The 20,001-nt window shown below is 74.0% G+C and carries 20 protein-coding genes; 9 read left to right on the top strand and 11 right to left on the bottom strand.

Translation table 11 applies throughout. The features are described 5' to 3' along the window. Window position 1: 1 nt before the first annotated feature. Window positions 2-2,164, top strand: a complete 2,163-nt coding sequence (locus tag ABT118_RS17310) for a M48 family metalloprotease (protein WP_350669354.1) — start codon at window positions 2-4, stop codon at window positions 2,162-2,164. Here ABT118_RS17310 and ABT118_RS17315 read toward each other — a convergent pair whose 3' ends face one another. Beyond that, the gene (locus ABT118_RS17315; RefSeq protein ID WP_350669355.1) at window positions 2,165-2,416 is read right to left on the bottom strand and encodes a LapA family protein; all 252 of its coding nucleotides are present in this window, start codon (window positions 2,414-2,416) and stop codon (window positions 2,165-2,167) included. Between the two features lie 218 nt (window positions 2,417-2,634). Between ABT118_RS17315 and ABT118_RS17320 the strand changes: the two genes are divergently transcribed. Together ABT118_RS17320 and ABT118_RS17325 are read left to right on the top strand one after the other, a co-directional pair. Then, window positions 2,635-4,080 carry a glyceraldehyde-3-phosphate dehydrogenase gene (locus ABT118_RS17320; RefSeq protein ID WP_350669357.1) on the top strand — a complete coding sequence of 482 codons (1,446 nt, stop codon included), beginning with the start codon at window positions 2,635-2,637 and terminating at the stop codon, window positions 4,078-4,080. 407 nt (window positions 4,081-4,487) lie between these two features. Then, window positions 4,488-5,639 (top strand): CopD family protein, encoded by a 1,152-nt coding sequence (locus ABT118_RS17325; protein WP_350669358.1) that lies wholly within the window; start codon window positions 4,488-4,490, stop codon window positions 5,637-5,639. Between the two features lie 30 nt (window positions 5,640-5,669). Here the strand turns inward: ABT118_RS17325 and ABT118_RS17330 are convergent, their stop codons facing one another. The 4 genes from ABT118_RS17330 to ABT118_RS17345 form a co-directional block, all read right to left on the bottom strand. After that, window positions 5,670-6,347, bottom strand: coding sequence for a TetR/AcrR family transcriptional regulator (locus ABT118_RS17330; protein WP_350669362.1), 678 nt, complete (start codon window positions 6,345-6,347; stop codon window positions 5,670-5,672). 56 nt (window positions 6,348-6,403) lie between these two features. Next, the gene (locus ABT118_RS17335; protein ID WP_350669363.1) at window positions 6,404-7,138 is read right to left on the bottom strand and encodes a DUF2306 domain-containing protein; all 735 of its coding nucleotides are present in this window, start codon (window positions 7,136-7,138) and stop codon (window positions 6,404-6,406) included. Between the two features lie 151 nt (window positions 7,139-7,289). Further along, window positions 7,290-8,255 (bottom strand): DMT family transporter, encoded by a 966-nt coding sequence (locus ABT118_RS17340; RefSeq protein ID WP_350669365.1) that lies wholly within the window; start codon window positions 8,253-8,255, stop codon window positions 7,290-7,292. Between the two features lie 193 nt (window positions 8,256-8,448). Further along, complete coding sequence (locus tag ABT118_RS17345) at window positions 8,449-9,543, bottom strand: ROK family protein (RefSeq protein WP_350669367.1); 1,095 nt, start codon at window positions 9,541-9,543, stop codon at window positions 8,449-8,451. 63 nt (window positions 9,544-9,606) lie between these two features. Between ABT118_RS17345 and ABT118_RS17350 the strand changes: the two genes are divergently transcribed. Both ABT118_RS17350 and ABT118_RS17355 read left to right on the top strand, forming a co-directional pair. After that, the gene (locus ABT118_RS17350; protein ID WP_350669369.1) at window positions 9,607-10,698 is read left to right on the top strand and encodes a Gfo/Idh/MocA family oxidoreductase; all 1,092 of its coding nucleotides are present in this window, start codon (window positions 9,607-9,609) and stop codon (window positions 10,696-10,698) included. After that, window positions 10,695-11,171 carry a heme-degrading domain-containing protein gene (locus ABT118_RS17355; RefSeq protein ID WP_350669371.1) on the top strand — a complete coding sequence of 159 codons (477 nt, stop codon included), beginning with the start codon at window positions 10,695-10,697 and terminating at the stop codon, window positions 11,169-11,171. The genes ABT118_RS17350 and ABT118_RS17355 overlap by 4 nt, the downstream gene beginning before the upstream one ends. A gap of 21 nt (window positions 11,172-11,192) precedes the next feature. Here ABT118_RS17355 and ABT118_RS17360 read toward each other — a convergent pair whose 3' ends face one another. Beyond that, the gene (locus ABT118_RS17360; protein ID WP_350669372.1) at window positions 11,193-12,218 is read right to left on the bottom strand and encodes a hemolysin family protein; all 1,026 of its coding nucleotides are present in this window, start codon (window positions 12,216-12,218) and stop codon (window positions 11,193-11,195) included. Further along, window positions 12,215-13,564, bottom strand: a complete 1,350-nt coding sequence (locus tag ABT118_RS17365) for a hemolysin family protein (RefSeq protein ID WP_350669373.1) — start codon at window positions 13,562-13,564, stop codon at window positions 12,215-12,217. Before ABT118_RS17365 ends, ABT118_RS17360 begins: the two co-directional genes overlap by 4 nt. Window positions 13,565-13,842: 278 nt before the next feature. Between ABT118_RS17365 and ABT118_RS17370 the strand changes: the two genes are divergently transcribed. Together ABT118_RS17370 and ABT118_RS17375 are read left to right on the top strand one after the other, a co-directional pair. Further along, window positions 13,843-14,103, top strand: a complete 261-nt coding sequence (locus ABT118_RS17370; protein WP_350669375.1) for a hypothetical protein — start codon at window positions 13,843-13,845, stop codon at window positions 14,101-14,103. Between the two features lie 55 nt (window positions 14,104-14,158). Then, window positions 14,159-14,863 (top strand): AAA family ATPase, encoded by a 705-nt coding sequence (locus ABT118_RS17375; RefSeq protein WP_350669377.1) that lies wholly within the window; start codon window positions 14,159-14,161, stop codon window positions 14,861-14,863. On the opposite strand, the gene ABT118_RS17380 is transcribed toward ABT118_RS17375, so the two are convergent. The 3 genes from ABT118_RS17380 to ABT118_RS17390 form a co-directional block, all read right to left on the bottom strand. Then, window positions 14,845-15,420: a TerD family protein gene (locus ABT118_RS17380; protein ID WP_350669379.1), complete on the bottom strand. Its 576-nt coding sequence runs from the start codon at window positions 15,418-15,420 to the stop codon at window positions 14,845-14,847. The genes ABT118_RS17375 and ABT118_RS17380 overlap by 19 nt on opposite strands. Window positions 15,421-15,551: 131 nt before the next feature. Then, window positions 15,552-16,511: a M56 family metallopeptidase gene (locus tag ABT118_RS17385; RefSeq protein ID WP_350669381.1), complete on the bottom strand. Its 960-nt coding sequence runs from the start codon at window positions 16,509-16,511 to the stop codon at window positions 15,552-15,554. 7 nt (window positions 16,512-16,518) lie between these two features. Then, window positions 16,519-16,935, bottom strand: coding sequence for a BlaI/MecI/CopY family transcriptional regulator (locus tag ABT118_RS17390; protein WP_350669384.1), 417 nt, complete (start codon window positions 16,933-16,935; stop codon window positions 16,519-16,521). Between the two features lie 199 nt (window positions 16,936-17,134). On the opposite strand from ABT118_RS17390, the gene ABT118_RS17395 reads away from it, so the two are divergent. Together ABT118_RS17395 and ABT118_RS17400 are read left to right on the top strand one after the other, a co-directional pair. Beyond that, window positions 17,135-17,710, top strand: coding sequence for a TerD family protein (locus ABT118_RS17395; protein WP_350669385.1), 576 nt, complete (start codon window positions 17,135-17,137; stop codon window positions 17,708-17,710). Window positions 17,711-17,819: 109 nt separating this feature from the next. After that, window positions 17,820-18,401 (top strand): TerD family protein, encoded by a 582-nt coding sequence (locus ABT118_RS17400; protein WP_350669387.1) that lies wholly within the window; start codon window positions 17,820-17,822, stop codon window positions 18,399-18,401. A 13-nt stretch (window positions 18,402-18,414) separates the two neighbouring features. On the opposite strand, the gene ABT118_RS17405 is transcribed toward ABT118_RS17400, so the two are convergent. Beyond that, window positions 18,415-19,980, bottom strand: coding sequence for a serine/threonine-protein kinase (locus ABT118_RS17405; protein WP_350669391.1), 1,566 nt, complete (start codon window positions 19,978-19,980; stop codon window positions 18,415-18,417). Between the last annotated feature and the right edge of the window lie 21 nt (window positions 19,981-20,001).

Below are 20,001 nucleotides of genomic sequence, written 5' to 3' on the forward strand. Positions count from 1 at the left end.
CGTGTTCGTCCGGGCCCTCCTCTTCGGTGTCGCCCTGATGGCCGCGGCGGTCACGATCGCCTTCCCGGCCACCACCAGCCGGGAGGACACCGCCGGCATGGCGTACAGCATGTGCTGGCCGGGTGCGGTCAGGCAGTACCAGTTGACCCTGCCGATGTCCCCGATCGAGCGCGAGATCCTGCTCCAGGTCCCGGTCTGGCCCCCGCGACAGGTGGCGGGAGAGGACGGACCGGCCCTGCAGCGGTACCTGGCGCAGCACTGCCCCACGCCCCCGGTGCCCCGGGGCGAGTTCCGGGTGGGCCTCGCGCTGGGGATCCTGGGAGTGGGGGGCCTCGTGCTGTACTGGCTCGGCCCGTACTGGCAGATCCTCTTCCACCGCCTGCTGAGACTGCGACCGGGAACCGGCTACCGGCCCGACCTCGCCGAGGCGGTGTTCCGGTTGGCGGCCGAGGCCCGCGTCTCCGTCCACGGGGTGTGGCTGAACCCGAACGACTACACCTCGAACGCCGTGGCCTTCGGGCACTGGCGGCGGCGGCACATCGAGCTCGCCACCGGCATGGAGCGTCGCTTCGACGAGGACCGGGCCGGCTTCGAGGTGGTCGTCCGCCATGAACTCGGCCACATCCGCCACCGCGACCTCGACACCACCCAGGGCATCACCGCACTGTGGGGCGCCTTCCTGGTCCTGCTCGTGGCCGCCTTCGGCTTCGCCGTGTCGGGTGACGCCGGGGACGGTACCTACCTGGGGCGGCTCTCGTTCCACCTGGCCATGCTGGCCTGCCTGTTGTACGCGGCCCGGAACGCCTTCCTCCAGTCCAGGGAACTGCACGCGGACGCGTTCGCCGTCCGGGGCAGCGCCGACCGAACGGGTCAGGGGGAGGAACGGCGGCGCAGCCTGGACACCTTCTTCGTCGACCTGGCCGCCGGACGCGACGGCGACGGTCTGCCGTTCGGCACCCACCCCGCCCTCCGGCGCCGCCGGGCGGCCCTGCGCCACCCCGCCCTCGCCGGGGAACTCAGCTTCTGGGACGCCGCGTTGACCGGCTGTGTCGCCCTGCTGGCCGTGAACCTGCTGCTCGGCGACAGCTTCGAGATCATGCTGACCGGCGGACGCCTGGGCTTCCTGGAGGTCGACACGCTGCGCCCGGTCTACACCTGGCTGGCGCTCCCCCTGCTCCTGCCCACCGGCGCGGTCCTCGGGGCCGGCGTCCGGCACACGGTCACCGCGTGGCGCGGTGCGCGCGGTGGACGCGCCGTGACGGGGCGGCTGGCGCTGCTCGCCCTGGGCCTGTTCGCGGGGTTGTCCGCCGGGGTCGCACTCCACCCGAGCCAGACGTACGGGAGCCGGAACGAGCAGTTGCGCACCATGTGGTGGAGTCCGCTCACCGACTCGCCCGGGCTCGGCCTCGCACTGACAGCGGCCCTGTCGGTCCTGGCGCTCGCCCTGTTCGGCCTCGCCTGCGACGCCCTGTGCGGACCACGGGCCGCGTCCTGGTGGGCGGGTGCGTACGGAGTGTCCGTCACGGCCGCCTGGTTCCCGACGGCCCTCCCGGGCGGAAGCGCCCCGTACGTCCGCGGCGTGGTGATCGGGGGCGCCCTGCTCGGGGGCGTGCTCGGGGGCGCGTTCCTGGCGTTTCCGCGCCGGCGGCCGGACCGGGCGCCCGGCCCACTGCCGCTGCTCCCACCGGAGCCGGGGAGACGGACCGAGGCCCCGTCCGTCACCGGGCCTCGACTGCTGCTCGCCCATATCGTCACCGCCGCCGCCACGGTCGTCACCGCCTTCGCGGCGGCCCACCTCCTGGCGGAGGCCACCGACTCGCCGCCCGCCCTGGTCGCGGCCCTCGGCCTGGTCTGCTGCGCAGGCGTCCTGACCGGTGCGGCAGCCGCCCCGCACGACGTCGAGTTCCGGCGCCGCATCCGATACGCCCCGGCCTGCCTGATCGTCAGTGCGGCCGGAGCCGTGCTGGAGGCGCTGGGGGGCGACTGGCAGGGTCTGCTGCTCGGCGCGGCCGCCGCCGGCCTCGCGGTGACCGGCCGGAACACGGCGTCCGCCGTCTACGCCTTCCGCCGGCGCCGCGACCCAACCTCCCCGACCGATGCCCTCTCCCAGCCGCACCCGACCGGTCGGCAGGACGAGCCCGGTACGCCCGGGCCTGCCGGGTGACTACGCCTTGGCCCGGCGGCGGGCGACCATCCAGCCGATCGCCGCGCCGACCACCAACGTGACGGCCAGGACCAGCCAGAGGGGCAGGGTGACGGTCGAGATCCAGAGCCGGATCTCGACCGAGTCGGTGTTGACGGCGATGAACCAGACCGCCAGCGCCGCCAGAACGGCGATCCCGATCGTGCGCAGCCGGACGTCCTTGCCCCGGACGGTCACGGTCGACGGGCCCGCTGAAGTCGTTTTGTCAGCCATGAAGTCAGTATGCGATCTTGCCCCGAGAGTCGCCGCTCGGGCCGATCACCAGGATCACGGCGGTGCGCAGGTCCAACAGCGGCGTCCCGTCGGATCCCTGCCCGCCGGCGGGTGGCAGAGGTCGGTCCATCGGCACTGGTCAGCAGGGGTCCGCCTCAAGGCTCGGGGTGAACCCTGGCTAACATGGAGGCAACCCTCCTAGCTCGAAAGATGGACCTGTGACTGTCAATGAGGACGTGTTCACGAACTGGAAGACCCGCGAGGAGATCGCGGAGTCGATGATCCCGATCATCGGGAGACTGCACCGGGAGCGGGACGTCACGGTCCTGCTGCACAGCCGTTCCCTGGTGAACAAGTCGGTGGTCAGCATCCTCAAGACCCACCGGTTCGCCCGTCAGATCGCCGGTGAGGAGCTCTCGGTCACCGAGACGCTGCCCTTCCTGCACGCGCTCACCACGCTGGACCTGGGCCCCTCCCAGATAGACATCGGCATGCTGGCCGCGACCTACGCGGCCGACGACCACGGGCTCTCGGTCGAGGAGTTCACCGCCCGCGCGGTGGCCGGCGCCACGGGTCCCGACAAGCTGGAGCGCCGCGAGCCGCGCGACGTCGTGCTGTACGGCTTCGGCCGGATCGGCCGCCTGCTCGCGCGCCTGCTGATCGAGAAGGCAGGCTCGGGCAACGGCCTGCGGCTGCGGGCCATCGTGGTCCGCAACAGCGGCGGCGAGGACCTGGTCAAGCGTGCTTCGCTGCTGCGGCGCGACTCGATCCACGGCCAGTTCCACGGCACCATCACGGTCGACGAGGCGAACAACCGGATCGTCGCCAACGGCCACGAGATCACCGTGATCTACTCCGACGACCCGACCACGGTGGACTACACCGCGTACGGGATCAAGGAAGCCATCCTGATCGACAACACCGGCCGGTGGCGTGACCGCGAGGGCCTGTCGAAGCACCTGCGCCCCGGTATCGCCAAGGTGGTCCTGACCGCTCCCGGCAAGGGCGACGTGCCCAACATCGTGCACGGCGTCAACCACGACACCGTCAAGCCGGACGAGCAGATCATCTCCTGCGCCTCCTGCACCACCAACGCGATCGTCCCGCCGCTGAAGGCGATGGCGGACGAGTACGGCGTGCTGCGCGGCCACGTGGAGACCGTCCACTCGTACACCAACGACCAGAACCTGCTGGACAACTACCACAGCTCGGACCGCCGCGGCCGCTCGGCGGCGCTGAACATGGTGATCACCGAGACCGGTGCGGCCTCGGCCGTCGCCAAGGCGCTGCCGGACCTCAAGGCCAAGATCACCGGCAGCTCGATCCGGGTGCCCGTGCCGGACGTCTCGATCGCGATCCTCAACCTGCAGCTCGCCCGGGAGACCACCCGCGAGGAGGTCCTCGACCACCTCCGCGAGGTGTCGCTGACCTCGCCGCTGCGGCGCCAGATCGACTTCACCAACGCGCCCGACGCGGTCTCCAGCGACTTCATCGGCTCGCGGCACGCCTCGATCGTCGATGCCGGTGCCACCAAGGTCGAGGGCGACAACGCGATCCTCTACCTGTGGTACGACAACGAGTTCGGCTACTCGTGCCAGGTCATCCGGGTGGTCCAGCACGTCTCCGGCGTGGAGTACCCGACCTACCCGGCCCCGGCGGCCTGATCCGGCGTCATGACGTGAGCGGTGGGGCGGCGACTTCGGTCGCCGCCCCACCGTCGTTCGCGGCCGCTCGCATCCGAGGCACCCGTGCGGTGCCCGTGACCTGGGACACCTCGCCCGCGCCGCCGGTACGACGGGCGGGCCGGCCAGGCATACGAACGAGCGTTCTCGCTACTGAGCGGGGGTGCGGGGGGGGGTGGGATCCGCCGGTTTCCGGCCATCCCGTCGGGGCTCGAACCGGTGCTGCACAACGGCTTGCAGCAGTACTTAGGCATGGCTAACCTAAGGCTCCCGTTCCCCCCTTTCTAGTGAGGCAGGCCCCCGTGCCCCCGCTGTTGCTTCCGCATGCCCTGACGCCCCTGGCGGGGGCTGCGCCCTCGACCCCGCTCGGCCCCTTCGTCGACAGTGCCGTGACCTGGACCGTCTGGGTCACCCTGATGGGATCGGTCGGCCTGCTCGCCCTCGCGCTGCTCGCCGCCGTTCCCGCCGCCGCCCGCACCGCACCGCTCGCCCTGCCCGTGGTCACCGCCCGGCTCGCCCTGGCCGGCGCGGTGCTCGGGGTGCTCGCCGTCCCGGCCCTGCTCACCGACGCGGCCCACGGCGCCTCCAGCAGCCACGGCTACGACTACTCGGCCGCCTGGGGTGCGCTCTTCGACGGCACCAACGCGGGCCGCCTGGCCGGGATCGAGGTCGTCGGCTCCCTGCTCGCGGCCGCGCTGGCCGCCCCCCTGACGGTCCGTTCGGTCGCGGCCGGCCGGGCCCGCGGCTGGCTGCTGGGCTCGGGCCTGCTGGCCGCCGCGGTCGCGCTCGGAGCCACCAAGTTCCCCGCCAAGCCGCCCGCCGACTGGGGGCGCGGCAGCTTCGATGCCCTCGTCTGGCAGCTGCACCTCCAGGGCGGCGGCGTCTGGATCGGCGGCCTGCTCGGCCTGGTGCTGCTCGCCCTCCCCCAGGCGGTGCCCGCCACCGAGCGGCGCGCCTTCTGGGCGGCCACCATCCGGCGCTTCTCCGTCGCCGCCATGGGCTGCGTCGCGGCCATCACCCTGTCCGGGCTGTTCCTCTACTGGGCGCACGTGGACGGGCTGACGCAGCTGGTCACCACCATGTACGGCCGGGTCCTCGGCGTGAAGATCCTGATCTTCGGCGGGCTGCTGCTGCTCGGCACCTTCAACCAGTTCTGGCTGCACCCCCGGATCGAGGCCCTGCGCGAGGAGGGTGACCAGCGGCCGCTGACCACCGTGCTGCTCCGCCGCTTCCCCGCGGTGGTGGCCGTCGAGGTCCTGCTCGCCCTGGCGCTGCTGTTCGTCGCCCCGTTCCTGCACGGCTCCGCCCGCAACCAGGCCTACCAGGCCAAGGTGGCCGAGCAGTCCGCCACCGACATCCCGGCCAAGAAGCTGCCGAAGCTCCCGGCCAAGCAGGTCGGCGCCTCGACCTGGGCCTGGGGCACCGCCGAGACCGTCGCCGTGGTCGCCGTCATGGTCGGCGGCTACCGCTTCTCCGGCCGCCTGGCCACCCGCCGCCGCGAGGCGGCCGCCGAAGCGGCCCGGGTGCCCGCCGCGGCCTGACCCGTCGGGGCCGCCCAACTCCCTTGTCGGTCAAGGGAGTCGGGCGGCCCCCAGGGCGGTGATCCCCAGCAGCAGGACGCGCAGGCCGCTGTCGACGGCCTCGTTCCGCTCGGCGGCCGACAGGTCCGGCTGCAGGTTGAGCAGGATGGTGGCCAGACCGTGCACGGTGGCCCAACTGGCCATCACCGCCGCCCCGGTCTCCGCCGCCGGCAGGCAGCCCACCGCGCTCAGCCGGGTGAGCGCGGCGAGCAGGATCGCGTCGGGGTGCGCCCCGCCCTCCGACTCGGCCCCGGTTTGGTGGCCCGGCGCCCCGGGCGTACCGACCCCGGACGGGTTGCCGTCCATCGCGGTCCGGAACAGCCCCGGCTCGTCGAGCGCGAACTGCACGTACGCACGGCCGACTTCGCCCAGGTGGAACACCGCCGCCGCCCGCGGCTCGGCGGGCTCCGCGACGGCGGCGACATGCGCCGCCATCGCCGCCCCCAGCTCGCCCAGTGCCTGCCGGGCCACCGCCGACTTCAGCGCGGCCAGGGTCTTGAAGTGGCCGTACGCCGAGTTGGGCGCGACCCCGACCAGCCGGGTGACCTCCCGCAGGACGACCGCCTCCGGCCCACCGGTGCGGGCCAGTTCGATGCCTGCCCGGATCAGAGCCGCCCGGAGGTCACCGTGGTGGTAGCTGGTACGGGTGCGGCGGCTCTGCTGGGTCATGGCACGGATCCTGGCACGAACGGATCCCGCACAGCCAGCCCGCCCCTCACGAGTGGTCAGACCGCCTCCGGTGCGACGAACCGCAGGCCAGGGAGGTCGCGGCGCCGGATCATGAGTTCGGCCACCACGATGTTGGGCAGCCAGCACAGGAACGGCACCGCGGCGTACGCCTGCCGGACCAGGTGGTCCACGTCGCCCCCGGCGGCCCCGCCCGCCAGTACCTGGACCAGGATCAGCACGCCGAACCAGAGCCGCAGGGTCGGTGCGGCGAAGGTCAGCGCGAAGCTGCGGATCATCCAGGCCTGGTGGCTCGCGAAGTCGCCCGCGCGGGCCGCCCGGTAGCCGCGCCAGGTGGTCCACCCCCAGAGCACGGCGAGGGTGCCGAAGCCGAAGAACCCGGCGAACGCCACCGAGTTGAAGAACGACATCACCAGCGCCGCGACCGAGCCGATCCCGACGGCGGTGACGTAGCCGCGTCCGATCCAGCGGTGCACCCGGGGGAAGCGGCGCCGGATCGCCCGGACGAACTGGAACGGGCCCACGGCCAGGGCCAGTCCGGCCGTGGTGATGTGGACGTAGAAGGCGATCTGGACCGCGAACGGCCGGTCCGCGTAGGTGGTGGCGAGGCCGACCCGGTCGGCGGCGAGGTCCTGGAGGCTGCCGGCCGCGTACTGGCCGACGGAGTATCCCGTGATCGCCACCGACAGCAGCAGCATCACGGTCCAGCTGAAACGGGAGCCGCGCCGGGGCCGGGAGGCGGTCGCGGGCGGTCGGGAAATGATTGCGGTCATGGCTGAGAAGCCCTCTTCTCGGGCTGGGCAGGACAGGAGAACAGCGGCACGAGCTCAATCTGTACAGTGTGAGTTTTAGTGCCGCCCCGACGCCGTGTCAACCGCCGGCGACGGCTCACGGAGCGGGGCGGCAGCCGGATGTGACGGTTGATCAGGCCTGTGCGAGCCGGGATTCCGCCAGCGCCAGGCCGAGCACGGACGACAGCAGGAGCAGCGTGCCCGCGATCGTCGCGGCCGTGAGCCGCTCACCGAGCAGCGTCACCGCGAGGACGGTCGCACTGACCGGCTCGATCAGCATCACCACCGACGCGGTCGTCGCCCGCACCACCGCCGCCCCGGCGAAGTAGAGCGGATAGGCCAGCGCGGTGGTGACGACGGCGAGATACGTCAGCAACAGCAGCACCCGGACCGGGTGGTCGGTGTGCGGCAGCAGCCCTTCCTGCCGGGCCAGCGGCAGCAGCAGCACCGCGCCGATCGCGAAGGACCACATGGTCAGACCGAACGGGGCTTCGCCGACGCCGTGGCGGCCGGTCCAGCGGGCCAGCAGCGTGGCCGCGGCGTACCCGGTGGCGGACAGCAACGACAGTGCCACGCCCCCGGGTCGGACCGCGCCGTCCCCGTTGCCGAGCACCAGGACCGCCAGCCCGGCCAGCGCTCCGAGCACGGCCAGGAGACCGTGGCGGCCGGTCCGCTCGTCCAGCAGGAGCCGGCTGCCGACGGCGGTGAGCACCGGTCCGGCCCCGAGGGTGACGATGGTGGCGACGGCCAGCCCGGTCTGCTCGACCGCCCCGAAGTAGGCGGTCTGGAACACGGCCAGCATGGTGCCCGTCCCCGCCAGCAGCAGCACCCGCCGGCGCGGTGCCTGCGGCCGCCGCACCGCGCGGACGGGACGGGTGGAGCGGGTGGAACGGCGCAGCAGGTGCACGGCCAGCAGCAGGGCGAAGCCGCCGGCATGGCGCCAGAAGGACAGGGCCGTCGGGCCCGGTCCTTCGGACCGGTGGACGAGGTCCGCGACGGCTCCGGTGGTGCCCCAGGCGGCACCGGCGGCGGCGAGGCAGGCGAGGCCGCGCCGCACGGGCAGGCGGCGGGTCGCGGCGGACAGGGCGGGTTCAAGCACGGTTCGGGACACTGGTGCGTTCTCCGGATGCGGGAGGCGGTCGTGGTCTCGCGTGTGCGGGCACGACCGACCCGCGCGTCAGGCCCGTGGGCCCGGCGCGCCGGCCTCAGTGGCGACCCGCGTCAGACGGCGGGAGGCGGGAGCACGGAAAAACGCATGGGCGCCACCCTAGGGCCTGTCGTCAAGCCGCCGGTCACGCGACGCCGGTGACCGCGCGGCCGAAGAGCGGGGCGAGGACGAGTTCGGCGGCGCCGATCGCCACGCCCGCCGGGCCGGCGGGGGTGAGCTGGACCGAGGTGTGCTGCCAGGAGCGGTCCGGGAAGCGGTCGGCGAGCTCGGCGGTGACCGCCCGGAGGTAGGGCCCGGGGTCGGCGTGGACGGTGCGTCCGCCGAGCACGATCCGGTCCACGTCCAGGAGTTGGACCAGGTTGCCCGCCCCCACCGCCAGCAGTCGGGCCGCCGTCGCGCTGTCGCCCGCGGCGAGGGCGGCCAGGCACAGGGCCTCCAGGCAGCCGCGGGCGCCGCAGCTGCACGGGGGGCCGTCGAGCTGGAGGATCTGGTGGCCGAACTCGCCCGCGTTGGTCCGCGCGCCGCGGTAGAGCGATCCGTCCAGCAGCAGGCCGGCGCCGAGGCCGTCGGCGAGGTGGAGGTAGGCGGTGTGTCCCGGGGCGGCGCAGGCGAGCGCGGCGGCGTTGGTGTCCTTGTCCAGTCGGACCGGCAGTCCGTCCAACTCGGCGGCCAGCGCTGACCGGAGCGGGAAGTTGTCCCAGGCGGGCAGCCCGGCCGGGCGGTGCAGCACGCCGTTGGCGTGGTCCAGCGGCCCCCGGCAGCCGACCCCGACGCCGAGCAGGTCACCGCCGACCGGAACGGTCCGGGCCGCTTCGCGGATCCGGTTCGCGATCAACTCGACCAGGTCGCGCGGCAGTTCGTCGGCCAGGCCGCGGCCGATCACGACCTGGTGGCGGACCGCGCCGGTCAGGTCGACCAGCAGCACGGTGGCCTCCCTGCGGTCCAGCTCCACGCCGACCGCGAAGCCCGCGTCCGCCCGCAGCCGGAGCACCGTACGCGGCTTGCCGCCGGTCGAGGCGCCCCGCCCGCCCTCCTCGACCAGGGTGGTCGCCAGCAGCCGGGCCACGATCTTGCTGATCGCCTGCGGGGTGAGGCCGGTGGCCTCGGCCAGCTGCACCCGGCTGCTGCCGTCGGGGGCGGCCCGGAGCAGGCGCAGCACGAGGGCGGTGTTGTGGTCCCGGAGGCCGGTGAGGTTGGTGCCGACGTGCGCTGCGCTCATGCCCGCCATTCTGCCCCGCTGCCCCGGTTGCACTTAGACAACAGCGTTGCTTAACTGGATGCCATGAGCCTCCACCTCACGGACCCCACTGCCCTGCGCGTCGGACTGGTCGGCTACGGCCTGGCCGGGGCCGCGTTCCACGCCCCGCTGATCGCCACCACCCCGGGGCTGCGGCTGCACTCCGTGGTCACCGCGAGCCCGGAGCGCCGGGCCGAGCTGCACCGCGACCACCCGGACGCCCTCGCCGTGGACGACGTCGACGCCCTGCTCGCCGACCCCGCCGCACTGGACCTGGTGGTGGTCGCCTCCCCCGACCACACCCACGTCCCGGTCGCCGCGGCCGCGCTCGCGGCCGGTCTGCCGGTCGTGGTCGACAAGCCGCTGGCCGGCTCCGCCGCCGAGGCGCTCGCACTGGTCGAGCAGGCGGAGCGGCTCGGCCTGCTGCTGACGGTGTTCCAGAACCGGCGCTGGGACGCCGACTTCCGCACCGCCCGGCAGCTGATCGCCGACGGCAGCCTGGGCAGCGTGCACCGGTTCGAGTCGCGCTTCGAGCGCTGGCGGACCGAGGTGGCCGTCAACTGGCGGCAGCACCCCGAGGCCGTCCGCACCGGCGGGACGCTCTTCGACCTCGGCAGCCACCTGGTCGACCAGGCCGTCCAACTCTTCGGCCCGGTCGGCTCGGTGTACGCCGAGGTGGACGTCCGGCGCCCCGGTGCCCGGGTGGACGACGACGCGTTCGTCGCGCTGACCCACACCGGCGGCGTGCGGTCCCACCTGTGGATGAGCGCCCTGGCCGGACAGCCGGGCCCGCGCCTGCGCGTCCTCGGCGACCGGTCCGCCTACACCGCCCCGCAGCTCGACCCGCAGGAGGCGGCGCTGCGCGCGGGCCGGCGCCCGGCGGCCGGCTGGGGCACCGTGGCCGAGGCCGACTGGGGCACCCTCGGCACCCTGGAACAGACGCAGCCGTACCCCTCGCTGCCCGGCGCCTACCCCGCCTTCTACACCGGCGTGGCCGCCGCGCTGCACGAGGGCACCCCGGCCCCGGTCGACCCGAGGGACGCGGTGTACGTGCTGGGCGTGCTGGAGGCCGCCCGCCGCTCCGCCGCCACCGGCCGCACGGTGGAGGTCGCCGCCGCCGAGGAGGTGCTGGTATGACCCCGGCCGAGGCCGCCGAGCTGGTCGCCCTGATCGAGGAGCAGGAGCGCCGCCTGGTGCTGCCGCACTTCACCAACGAGGACGCCTGGCGGCTGGGCGGCACGCTGGTGGAGCTGGCCCGGGAGCAGGCCGCGCCGGTGACCGTCGACATCCGGCGCGGCGCCCAGCAGCTGTTCCACTTCGCCCTGCCCGGCACCAGCGCGGACAACGACGCCTGGCTCCGGCGCAAGACCCGCACGGTGGAGCGGTACGGCTGCTCCTCCTACCTGGTCGGCCTGCGGTTCACCGCCCGGGGCAGCAGCTTCGAGCAGAGCTCCCGGCTCGACCCCGACCGGTACGCGGCCCACGGCGGGGCCTTCCCGGTCACCGTCGCCGGGGTCGGCGTGGTCGGGGCCGTCGCCGTCTCCGGGCTCCCCCAGGGCGACGACCACCGACTCGTCGTCGGCGCGCTCGAACGGCACCTGGCGGGCTGACCCCGCCCGCCTGAGCCCGCCTCAGCCCGCCGTCGGGGCCGGCCCGACCAGCTCCTTGAGCACGTCCTCCAACGTGACCAGGCCGGTCGCGCTGCCGTCGGCGGCGACGGCCGCCGCCAGGTGGGTGCCGGAGCGGCGCATCGCGGTGAGCACGTCGTCCAGCGGCGTGTCCTCGGTGACCCGGGCGATCGGGTGCAGGGCCCGGGCCGAGAACGGCTGGTCCCGGTCGGTGTCCTGATCCAGGGCGTCCTTGATGTGCAGGTAGCCCGAGACCCGGCCGTCCTCGCGCAGCACCGGGAAGCGGGAGAAGCCGGTCCGGGCGGCCAGGTCCTCCAGCTCGGCCGGGGTGGTGGTGCTGTCCGCGAAGACCACCTCGGCGCTGGGGGTGACCACCTCGGAGACCGGGCGGGAGCCCAGCTCCAGGGCGTCCTGCAGCAGCTCGGTGTCCCGGGCGCTGAGCAGCTCGGCGTCCGAGGCGTCCTTGACCATCCGGGCCAGCTCGTCCTCGGTGAACACCGAGCCGATCTCGTCCTTGGGTTCGACCTTCAGCAGCCGCAGCAGGCTGTTGGCGAAGGCGTTGACCGAGAAGACCAGCGGGCGCAGCGCCCGGGTGGTGGCGACCAGCGGCGGCACCAGCAGGTACGCGGCCCGCTCGGGGGCGGCCAGCGCGATGTTCTTCGGGATCATCTCGCCCAGCAGCATGTGCAGGTAGGTCGCCACGGTCAGCGCGATCGCGAAGGCGATCACATGGGTCAGCGCCACCGGCACCCCGACGCTGTGGAACAGCGGTTCCAGCAGGTGCGCGATGGCCGGTTCGGCCACCGCGCCCAGCACCAGCGAGGAGACGGTGATGCCGAGTTGGGCGGTGGCGAGCATGGCCGAGACGTGCTCGAGACCCCACATCACGGTCCGGGCCCGGCGGTCGCCCGCCTCGGCCCGGGGCTCGATCTGGCTGCGCCGGACCGAGATCAGCGCGAACTCGCCGCCGACGAAGAAGGCGTTGGTCACCAGGGTGAGCAGGCCGAGCAGGAGCTGAAGGGCGGTCATCGGGCGTCCCCATGGCGGTCGTCGGAGTCCTGGTCGGACGGCGGCTCGGCCGCGGTGATCCGCACCCGTTCGGCGACGTGGTGGTCCACGCTCTCCACCAGCAGCGTCCAGCCGTCGATCCCGACGCTGTCGCCGGGGACCGGGATCTGGCCGAGCTGATGGGCGATCAGGCCGGCCAGCGTCTCGTACGGGCCGTCCGGCACGGTCAGGCCGATCGCGTCCAGCTGGTCGGTGCGGGTGATGCCGTCCGCGTCCCACTGGCGGCGGCCGTCGGGGCCGGTGCCGAGGAAGACCAGGTCGGGGATCTCGGTCGGGTCGTGCTCGTCGCGGACCTCGCCGACCACCTCCTCGACGATGTCCTCCAGGGTGACGATGCCGGCCGTGCCGCCGTACTCGTCGATCACCACGGCGAGGCTCTCCTCGCCGCGCAGGCGGTCCAGCAGCCGGTCGACGGTGAGGGTCTCGGGCACCAGCAGCGGCGCGGTCATCAGGGCGGAGACCCGGCGCACGGTCCGCTCGGCGGCGGGGACGGCGAGGGCGTGCCGGATCAGCACCACCCCGACCACCTGGTCCATGGTGTCGCGGTAGACCGGGAAGCGGGAGAGCCCGGTGGCCCGGGTCAGGTTGGCCACGTCGGCGGCGGTGGCGTGCTCCTCCAGGGCCTGGACGTCCACCCGGGGGGTCATCACGTTCTCCGCCGTCAGCTCGCGCAGGCGCAGCGCCCGGACGAACAGGTCGGCGGTGTCCGGCTCGATCGCGCCCTCCCGGGCGGAGTGCCGGGCCAGCGCGATCAGCTCCTGCGGGGTGCGGGCGGAGGCCAGCTCCTCGGCGGGCTCCAGGCCCAGCCGGCGCACCACGCGGTTGGCGGTGTTGTTCAGGTGGCCGATCAGCGGGGAGAACGCCGCCGAGAACAGGTACTGCGGGGTGGCGACCACCTTGGCGACGGCCAGCGGCCGGGAGATGGCCCAGTTCTTGGGCACCAGCTCACCCGCCACCATCAGCACCACGGTGGACAGCAGCACGCCCAGGAACAGCGCGACGCTCTCGGCCGCCCCGGTCGACAGGCCGGTCGCCTCCAGCGGTCCGCGCAGCAGCGCGGAGACGGACGGCTCCGCCAGCATGCCGATCACCAGGCTGGTGACGGTGATGCCCAGCTGGGCGCCGGAGAGCTGGAAGGTGAGGCGTTTCACGGCGCGCAGCGCGCCGGGCGCGCCGCGCTCACCGGCCTCGACGGCCCGTTCCACCTCACCGCGCTCGACGGTGGTGAGCGAGAACTCGGCGGCGACGAAGACCGCACAGGCGAGGGTCAGCGCCAGGGCCAGCAGGAGCAGCAGGACCTCGGTCACCGTGCCACCCCCGCACCTGGCTGAGTGAGCGTCAGGACGGGCATGGCACGGCGGGAACTGGGAGGTTCGTCCATCGCGGGGACTGCGGCTCCTTCTGGAACGGGTTCGGACAGCCCGGCAGCGGGCTGGTCTACAGGAGTGTAAATGAATGGCAAAGCCTCGCCCCAGCCGGGCTGCGCCGGTGCGGGGAACGGGCACCCCGTTCTCTACAGGCCTGTAGAGTCGTGCGCCGAGGAGCCGGGCACCACCCCGGCACCGCACGGCGACCAGGGGGAGCGATGGGACGCGGCCAGCAGGAGCACACCGGCACCGCCTTCGAGCCACCGCCCGAGGAGGTCCGCCCCGCCTACCAGCCGGTCGAGCTGCTGGTCGGCGACGAACCCTACGACGGCTGGCAGATCGGCCGGATCAACGGCTGGTGGGACGCGCCGGACGGCCGCTCCTGGTGCCGGGTCCGGGCGGTCCGGGGCGGCGCGGGCCCGCAGTGGGTCCCGTTCGACCCGGACCGGATCGTGCTGCTCCCGTCGAGCGGGACCTGAGCACCACCCGCCGCAGTACCGCCCACCGCACCGGAATCGCTGGAGAGAGCGCACGTTGCCCACCGCCATACCCCCGGCCCCGCCCGTTTCGCTGAGCCCGCTCGGCCTGGTCGACCTGCGCGGAACGGGGCCCGTCCCCGGCATCCTGCGCTACCCGCCGGGGGCGGTGCTGGTGGTGTCCGGCGTCCCCGGCAGCGGGAAGAGCACCGCGCTGAACCGCTGGTCCGCCGCCGCCGAGGTGGTCGACCCCCGGGTCACCCACGTCGCCTGCGAGGGCGTCATGCCCGGCTGGCTCCCGTACCCGGTCTACCGGCCGTGGGCCCGGCTGCGGCACTTCCACTGGCTGTGCGCGGCCGCCCGGACCGGGCGGCCGCTGCTGGTGCACGACTGCGGCAGCCGGCCGTGGATCCGGCGCCGCCTGTCCCGCTCGCTCCGGCGGCAGGGCCGTGAGCTGCACCTGGTGCTGCTCGACGTCAGCGCCGCCGACGCCCTGGCCGGACAGCACGCGCGCGGCCGCCGGGCCCCGCGCCGGGTGTTCGCCCGCCACCACCGGGGCCTGGACCGGCTGCTGCACGCGCTGGCCGCGACCGGGGCGGCCGCCGTCCCGGAGGCCGCCTCGGTCACGCTGTTCGACCGCGACTCGCGCGAGCGGCTGCCCGGGCTGGAGTTCGGGCCGGAGTTCGGGCCGGAGTTCGGGCCCGGGGCCCGCCCGACGGCGGGCCCCGGTGTGCCGAAGCCCCGTCAGACGTTGACGCCGTAGTCCTGGGCGATCCCGCGCAGGCCGGAGGCGTAGCCCTGGCCGATGGCGCGGAACTTCCAGTCCTCGCCGTGCCGGTAGAGCTCGCCGAAGACCATCGCGGTCTCACCGGCGGCGTCCTCGGACAGGTCGTAGCGGGCGATCTCCTGGCCGTTCGCCTGGTTGACCAGGCGGATGAAGGCGTTCCGGACCTGGCCGAAGCTCTGCTTGCGGTTGTCCGCGTCGTAGATCGCCACCGGGAAGACCACCTTGGCCACGTTGGCGGGCACGGCCGCCAGGTCGACCTTGATCTGCTCGTCGTCGCCGTCACCGCCGCCGGTGAGGTTGTCGCCGGTGTGCTCGACCGAACCCTCGGGGCTCTTCAGGTTGTTGAAGAAGACGAAGTGCTGGTCGGACAGGACCCGGCCGCTCTCGGTGCACAGCAGCGCACTGGCGTCCAGGTCGTAGTCCGCACCGGAGGTGGTGCGGGTGTCCCAGCCGAGGCCGACCAGTACGGCGGTCAGGCCGGGGGCCTCCTTGGTGAGCGAGACGTTGCCGCCCTTGGCGAGCGAGACTCCCACGATGTCCCTCCTGGGGTGAACGGCCGGGCTCCGAGCGCCCGGCGACCGACCTTGCAGGTCGCGAATCTACAGCACTGTAGAGATTCGGCCGCGGCCGGGCCGCCCGGGGTGACACCAGGTCAGCAGCAGGGTCAGAGCAGCCCGTTCGTCGGCGCGGCCCCCGCCGCGTGCAGGATCAGCAGCAGCGCCATCGAGGCGTTCAGCGCGGACACCGCCGAGATCGTGGTGCCCGCCGCCGCCACCAGCGCCGCCAGTCCGGCCGGGCTGGCGGCCGGGGGCCAGGCCCGGGCGTCCGGGCCCGGTGCCAGCAGGGCGGCGACCCGCCGGGGCACCGGGCCGGGCGCGGCGAAGCCGGCCAGCCCCGCCGGCACCGCGCGGGGCGCGGCCAGCGCGGCCCGGCCGACCGCCCGCGCGGTCAGCCGCCGGTCGCCGACCACCCCGGCCGCCTCCTCGTCCGCCCACCGCTCGGTCCCGTACGCGACCGCCTCGCGCAGCGGCCGCAGGAACGGGTTCACGCTCGCCGCCAGCCGGACGGTCAGCAGGTAGCGGTGGTGACGGGCGCTCAGGTGGGCCCGCTCGTGCGCGATCAGGGCCCGCCGCTCGCCCTCGTCCAGGCAGGCCAGCATCCCCGTGGACACCGCGATCCGCCCGCTGCGGCCCGGCACCGCGTACGCGTACGCCTCCCGGTCCGGCAGCACCGCGACGTCCGGCCGGTGCGAGTCGTACGGCACCGCGGCCAGCGCGGCCCGGGCCTCGGACCGCACCCGCAGCTGCCGCCACGCCGTGGTGAGCGCGGCGGTCACCACCACCGCCAGGGCCACGATCGCCCCGGTGCCGACCGCCTCGTCGTACGGCACGGCCGCCCGGACCTCCGGGTCGGCCCAGGCGTCGGGGAGCGGGTTGCCGGGGATCTGGGCGGTGCCCACCACGCCCAGCAGGCCGAGGCAGAGCGTGCTGGAGAGGCCGAGGATCGCGCCGATCACGGTCAGCAGCCGGGTCGCGGCCCTCGGGTGCAGGTGCTGCTCGGCCAGCCTGGCGATCGGCAGCGCGGTCAGCGGCAGGACCAGCGGCAGGAAGACGAAGACGCCCATCCCCGGATCAGCCCCCGCCGCCGGCCCCGGGCTGTGGGACGCCTTCGCCCAGCAGGCCGCGGATCAGCTGCTCGTCGTCGGCCGACAGCGCGGTCACGAAGCTGGCCAGCACCGCCTGCCGGTCCCGCTCGCCGTCCAGCATCCGGCGCATCCGCAGCGCGGCCAGGCCGGCCCCGTCGGCGGTCGGCGACCACTGGTAGGACCGGCCGTCCCTGACCCGGGTGACGGCGAGCTTGTCGTGCAGCCGGGTCAGGATGGTGATCACGGTCGAGTAGGTCAGGTCCTCGAACTGCTCCTGCACCCACATCGCCGACACCGGCTCGCCGGCCCGGTTCAGCACCTGGAGGACCTGGGTCTCCAGCTCCCCCTGGGCCCGCCTCGGGGGCCGGTCGGACTGGTCCGGAACGGACCCGTTGTGCGCCACGGCGCCCCTCCTGACACGACTTCGCCACGCCCGTGCGACAGCGGCCGCCCATCCTAACGGCCCGTCCCCGGCGCGCCCGCTGGACCGTTGGCGAACCGTTCCGACCACCGCGAACACGGGAACCGCGGAGCCTTCGAACGAGTTCTACATTGTTGTAGATTCGATGCTCCGTCAGCACCACACGACTTCAAGGAGAACCATGGGCGTCAGCCTCAGCAAGGGCGGCAACGTCTCCCTGACCAAGGAGGCCCCCGGCCTGACCGCCGTCATCATCGGTCTCGGCTGGGACGTGCGCACCACCACCGGCGCCGAGTTCGACCTGGACGCCAGCGCCCTGCTGCTCGACGCGTCGGGCAAGGTGCGTTCCAGCGGCGACTTCGTCTTCTTCAACAACCTGAAGAGCGCGGACGGCTCGGTCGAGCACACCGGCGACAACCGCACCGGCGAGGGCGAGGGCGACGACGAGCAGCTCAAGGTCAACCTGGCCGGCGTGCCCGCCGACATCCAGCGGATCACCTTCCCGGTCTCCATCTACGACGGCCCGAACCGGCAGCAGAACTTCGGCCAGGTCCGGAACGCGTTCATCCGAGTGGTGAACCAGGCCGGCGGCGCCGAGATCGCCCGCTACGACCTCTCCGAGGACGCCTCCACCGAGACCGCGATGGTCTTCGGCGAGCTCTACCGCAACGGCGCCGAGTGGAAGTTCCGCGCCATCGGCCAGGGCTACGCCTCCGGCCTGGCCGGCATCGCCCAGGACTTCGGCGTCGCTCTCTGACACCGGCTCCACCGGTGGGCCGGCCGCACCCGGCCGGCCCACCACCGCCGTACCCCGCAGCCGCACTGACCCGGCGCACCCGGCCGGCCTCCCGAAGGAGCAGACGAGCATGAGCGTCAACCTGGCCAAGGGTCAGCAGATCAGCCTGCAGAAGGCGGACGGCGGCGCACTCTCCGTGGTGCGGATGGGCCTGGGCTGGCGGGCCGCGCCCCGCAAGGGCTTCCTCGCCAAACTGATGGCCCGGGAGATCGACCTGGACGCCTCGGCCGTGCTCTTCGCCGGCGGGCAGTCGGTCGACGTGGTCTTCTTCCAGAAGCTCACCAGCACCGACGGCTCCGTCCGGCACACCGGCGACAACCTGACCGGCGGCGCGGGCACCGGGGCCGACGACGAGTCGATCCTGGTCGACCTCACCAAGGTCCCCGCCAAGGTCGACCAGATCGTCTTCACGGTCAACTCCTTCACCGGCCAGACCTTCGCCGAGGTCCAGGACGCCTTCTGCCGCCTGGTCGACGAGACCACCGGCCAGGAGCTGGCCCGCTACACCCTCACCGGCGGCGCCCGCTGCACCGCCCACATCATGGCCAAGGTGCACCGGGTCGGCAGCGGCTGGCAGCTGGTCGCGATCGGCGCCCCCGCCGACGGCCGCACCTTCCAGGACCTGATGCCCGCGATCGCCCAACACCTGTGACCGGGGCGGCGGTTCAGCCGTCGTGCCGGTAGTAGTCCATCGAGACCCGGACCGGCCCGTCCCCCGGTGACGCCTCGACCACCCGCACCACGACCAGGTCGCGGGTGCTGCGGCTGCGGACGCAGAAGGTGCGGCCGGGGCCGAGGCCGGCGAACGGGAGGGCGGTGGCGAGTCGGCTCTCGATGCCCCGGACGCAGTCGCCCGGGGTGAGCCGGTCGCCGGGGGCGATGTGGCTGTCGCTGTCCTCCGGGACCAGGAACTCGGTGCTGCTCCGGCCCAGGTACCAGGAGACGGCGTCCTGCGGCACCACCTTGCCGGCCCTGAGGTCGAACTCGTACGAGCTGTCCGGTGCGAGCAGTTCGACCCCGGTGTGGACGGCGGTGTAGCCGGTCGCGGTCGGCGCTGCGGACGGTGCGGGCGTGGGGGTGGCGGTGGGCGTGGGGGTGGCGACCGGAGCGGCCGCGAGGGTGCCGGGGCCGGCCTCCTCGTCGTCCGCCGGGTCCAGCAGGACGAAGGCGCCGGCCGCGCCGACCAGCAGGGCCGCCGTCACGGCCAGCGCCGTCCGCCTGTGCCCGCCGCGCCGCGGTGCGGGCACAGCCGGAGCGGTGGCGGCCGGTGCCGGAGCCGGGGCGAGCACCGTCGGGGCCGGGCCGAAGGCGGTGGGCAGTTCCGACCGGTGCCGGATCTCGGTGCTGACCGGGTGCGGCAGCCAGTCCTCGCTGAAGCTCAACTGCCCGCCCATCAAAGGGTGTCGGCGGGCCGCGTCGATGATCTGGGCGGGGTTCGGCCGGTGCGCCGGGTCCTTGGCCAGGCAGTGCAGCAGCAGCTGGTGCAGGCCGGGCGGCACCCGGGACAGGTCGGGCTGCTCGTGCACGGCGCGGTACAGCGCGACCGACTCGGGACCGTCGCCGAACGGCGGGGTGCCGCCGCTGATGCAGACGGCCAGCGCCCCCAGCGCGAACACGTCGGTGGCCGGTCCGGCCGGGCGGCCGAGGGCCTGCTCGGGCGCCATGTAGCCGGGTGAGCCGATCCGCAGGCCGGTCCCGGTGAGGGCCCCGGCGTCGGCGGCCCGGGCGATGCCGAAGTCGATCACGCGCGGCCCGTCGGCGGCGAGCAGCACGTTGCCGGGCTTGAGGTCGCGGTGCACCACCCCGGCCGCGTGGACGGCCTGCAGCGCCTCGGCGACCCCGGCCATCACCAGCAGGACCGTCCGCTCCGGCAGCGGCCCGTGCCGGTGCACCACCTGGTGCAGCGAGGGCCCCGGCACGTACGCGGTCGCCAGCCACGGCAGCGCCGCGTCCACGCCCGCGTCGACCACCTGCGCGGTGTAGAGCCCGTGGATGCGGCGGGCGCTGGCGACCTCCTGGGCGAAGCGCTCCCGGAAGCCCGGGTCCTGCGCCAGCTCGGGCCGCACCACCTTGAGCGCCACCGGCCGTCCGGCGGGCGTGTGGGCCAGGTAGACCCGGCCCATCCCGCCGGCGCCCAGCCGCGCGGTCGGCCGGTACCCGCCCACCTGCTGCGGGTCGTCGGCGGACAGCGGTTCGAAGGTGGCGGGTGTGGGGAAGTCCGAAGTGGTCACGATGGCTCTCCAACGGGTGGT

Source organism: Kitasatospora sp. NPDC002040 (genome assembly GCF_040296785.1).
Taxonomy (GTDB): Bacteria; Actinomycetota; Actinomycetes; order Streptomycetales; family Streptomycetaceae; genus Kitasatospora.

Bases quoted from the DNA above. Each gene is read 5' to 3' on its own strand.
- ABT118_RS17330 (WP_350669362.1), bottom strand. From the start codon at position 6,347: ATGACCCAGCAGAGCCGCCGCACCCGTACCAGCTACCACCACGGTGAC.
- ABT118_RS17335 (WP_350669363.1), bottom strand. From the start codon at position 7,138: ATGACCGCAATCATTTCCCGACCGCCCGCGACCGCCTCCCGGCCCCGG.
- ABT118_RS17385 (WP_350669381.1), bottom strand. From the start codon at position 16,511: ATGGGCGTCTTCGTCTTCCTGCCGCTGGTCCTGCCGCTGACCGCGCTG.
- ABT118_RS17370 (WP_350669375.1), top strand. From the start codon at position 13,843: ATGGGACGCGGCCAGCAGGAGCACACCGGCACCGCCTTCGAGCCACCG.
- ABT118_RS17400 (WP_350669387.1), top strand. From the start codon at position 17,820: ATGAGCGTCAACCTGGCCAAGGGTCAGCAGATCAGCCTGCAGAAGGCG.
- ABT118_RS17355 (WP_350669371.1), top strand. From the start codon at position 10,695: ATGACCCCGGCCGAGGCCGCCGAGCTGGTCGCCCTGATCGAGGAGCAG.
- ABT118_RS17395 (WP_350669385.1), top strand. From the start codon at position 17,135: ATGGGCGTCAGCCTCAGCAAGGGCGGCAACGTCTCCCTGACCAAGGAG.
- ABT118_RS17345 (WP_350669367.1), bottom strand. From the start codon at position 9,543: ATGAGCGCAGCGCACGTCGGCACCAACCTCACCGGCCTCCGGGACCAC.
- ABT118_RS17315 (WP_350669355.1), bottom strand. From the start codon at position 2,416: ATGGCTGACAAAACGACTTCAGCGGGCCCGTCGACCGTGACCGTCCGG.
- ABT118_RS17360 (WP_350669372.1), bottom strand. From the start codon at position 12,218: ATGACCGCCCTTCAGCTCCTGCTCGGCCTGCTCACCCTGGTGACCAAC.
- ABT118_RS17350 (WP_350669369.1), top strand. From the start codon at position 9,607: ATGAGCCTCCACCTCACGGACCCCACTGCCCTGCGCGTCGGACTGGTC.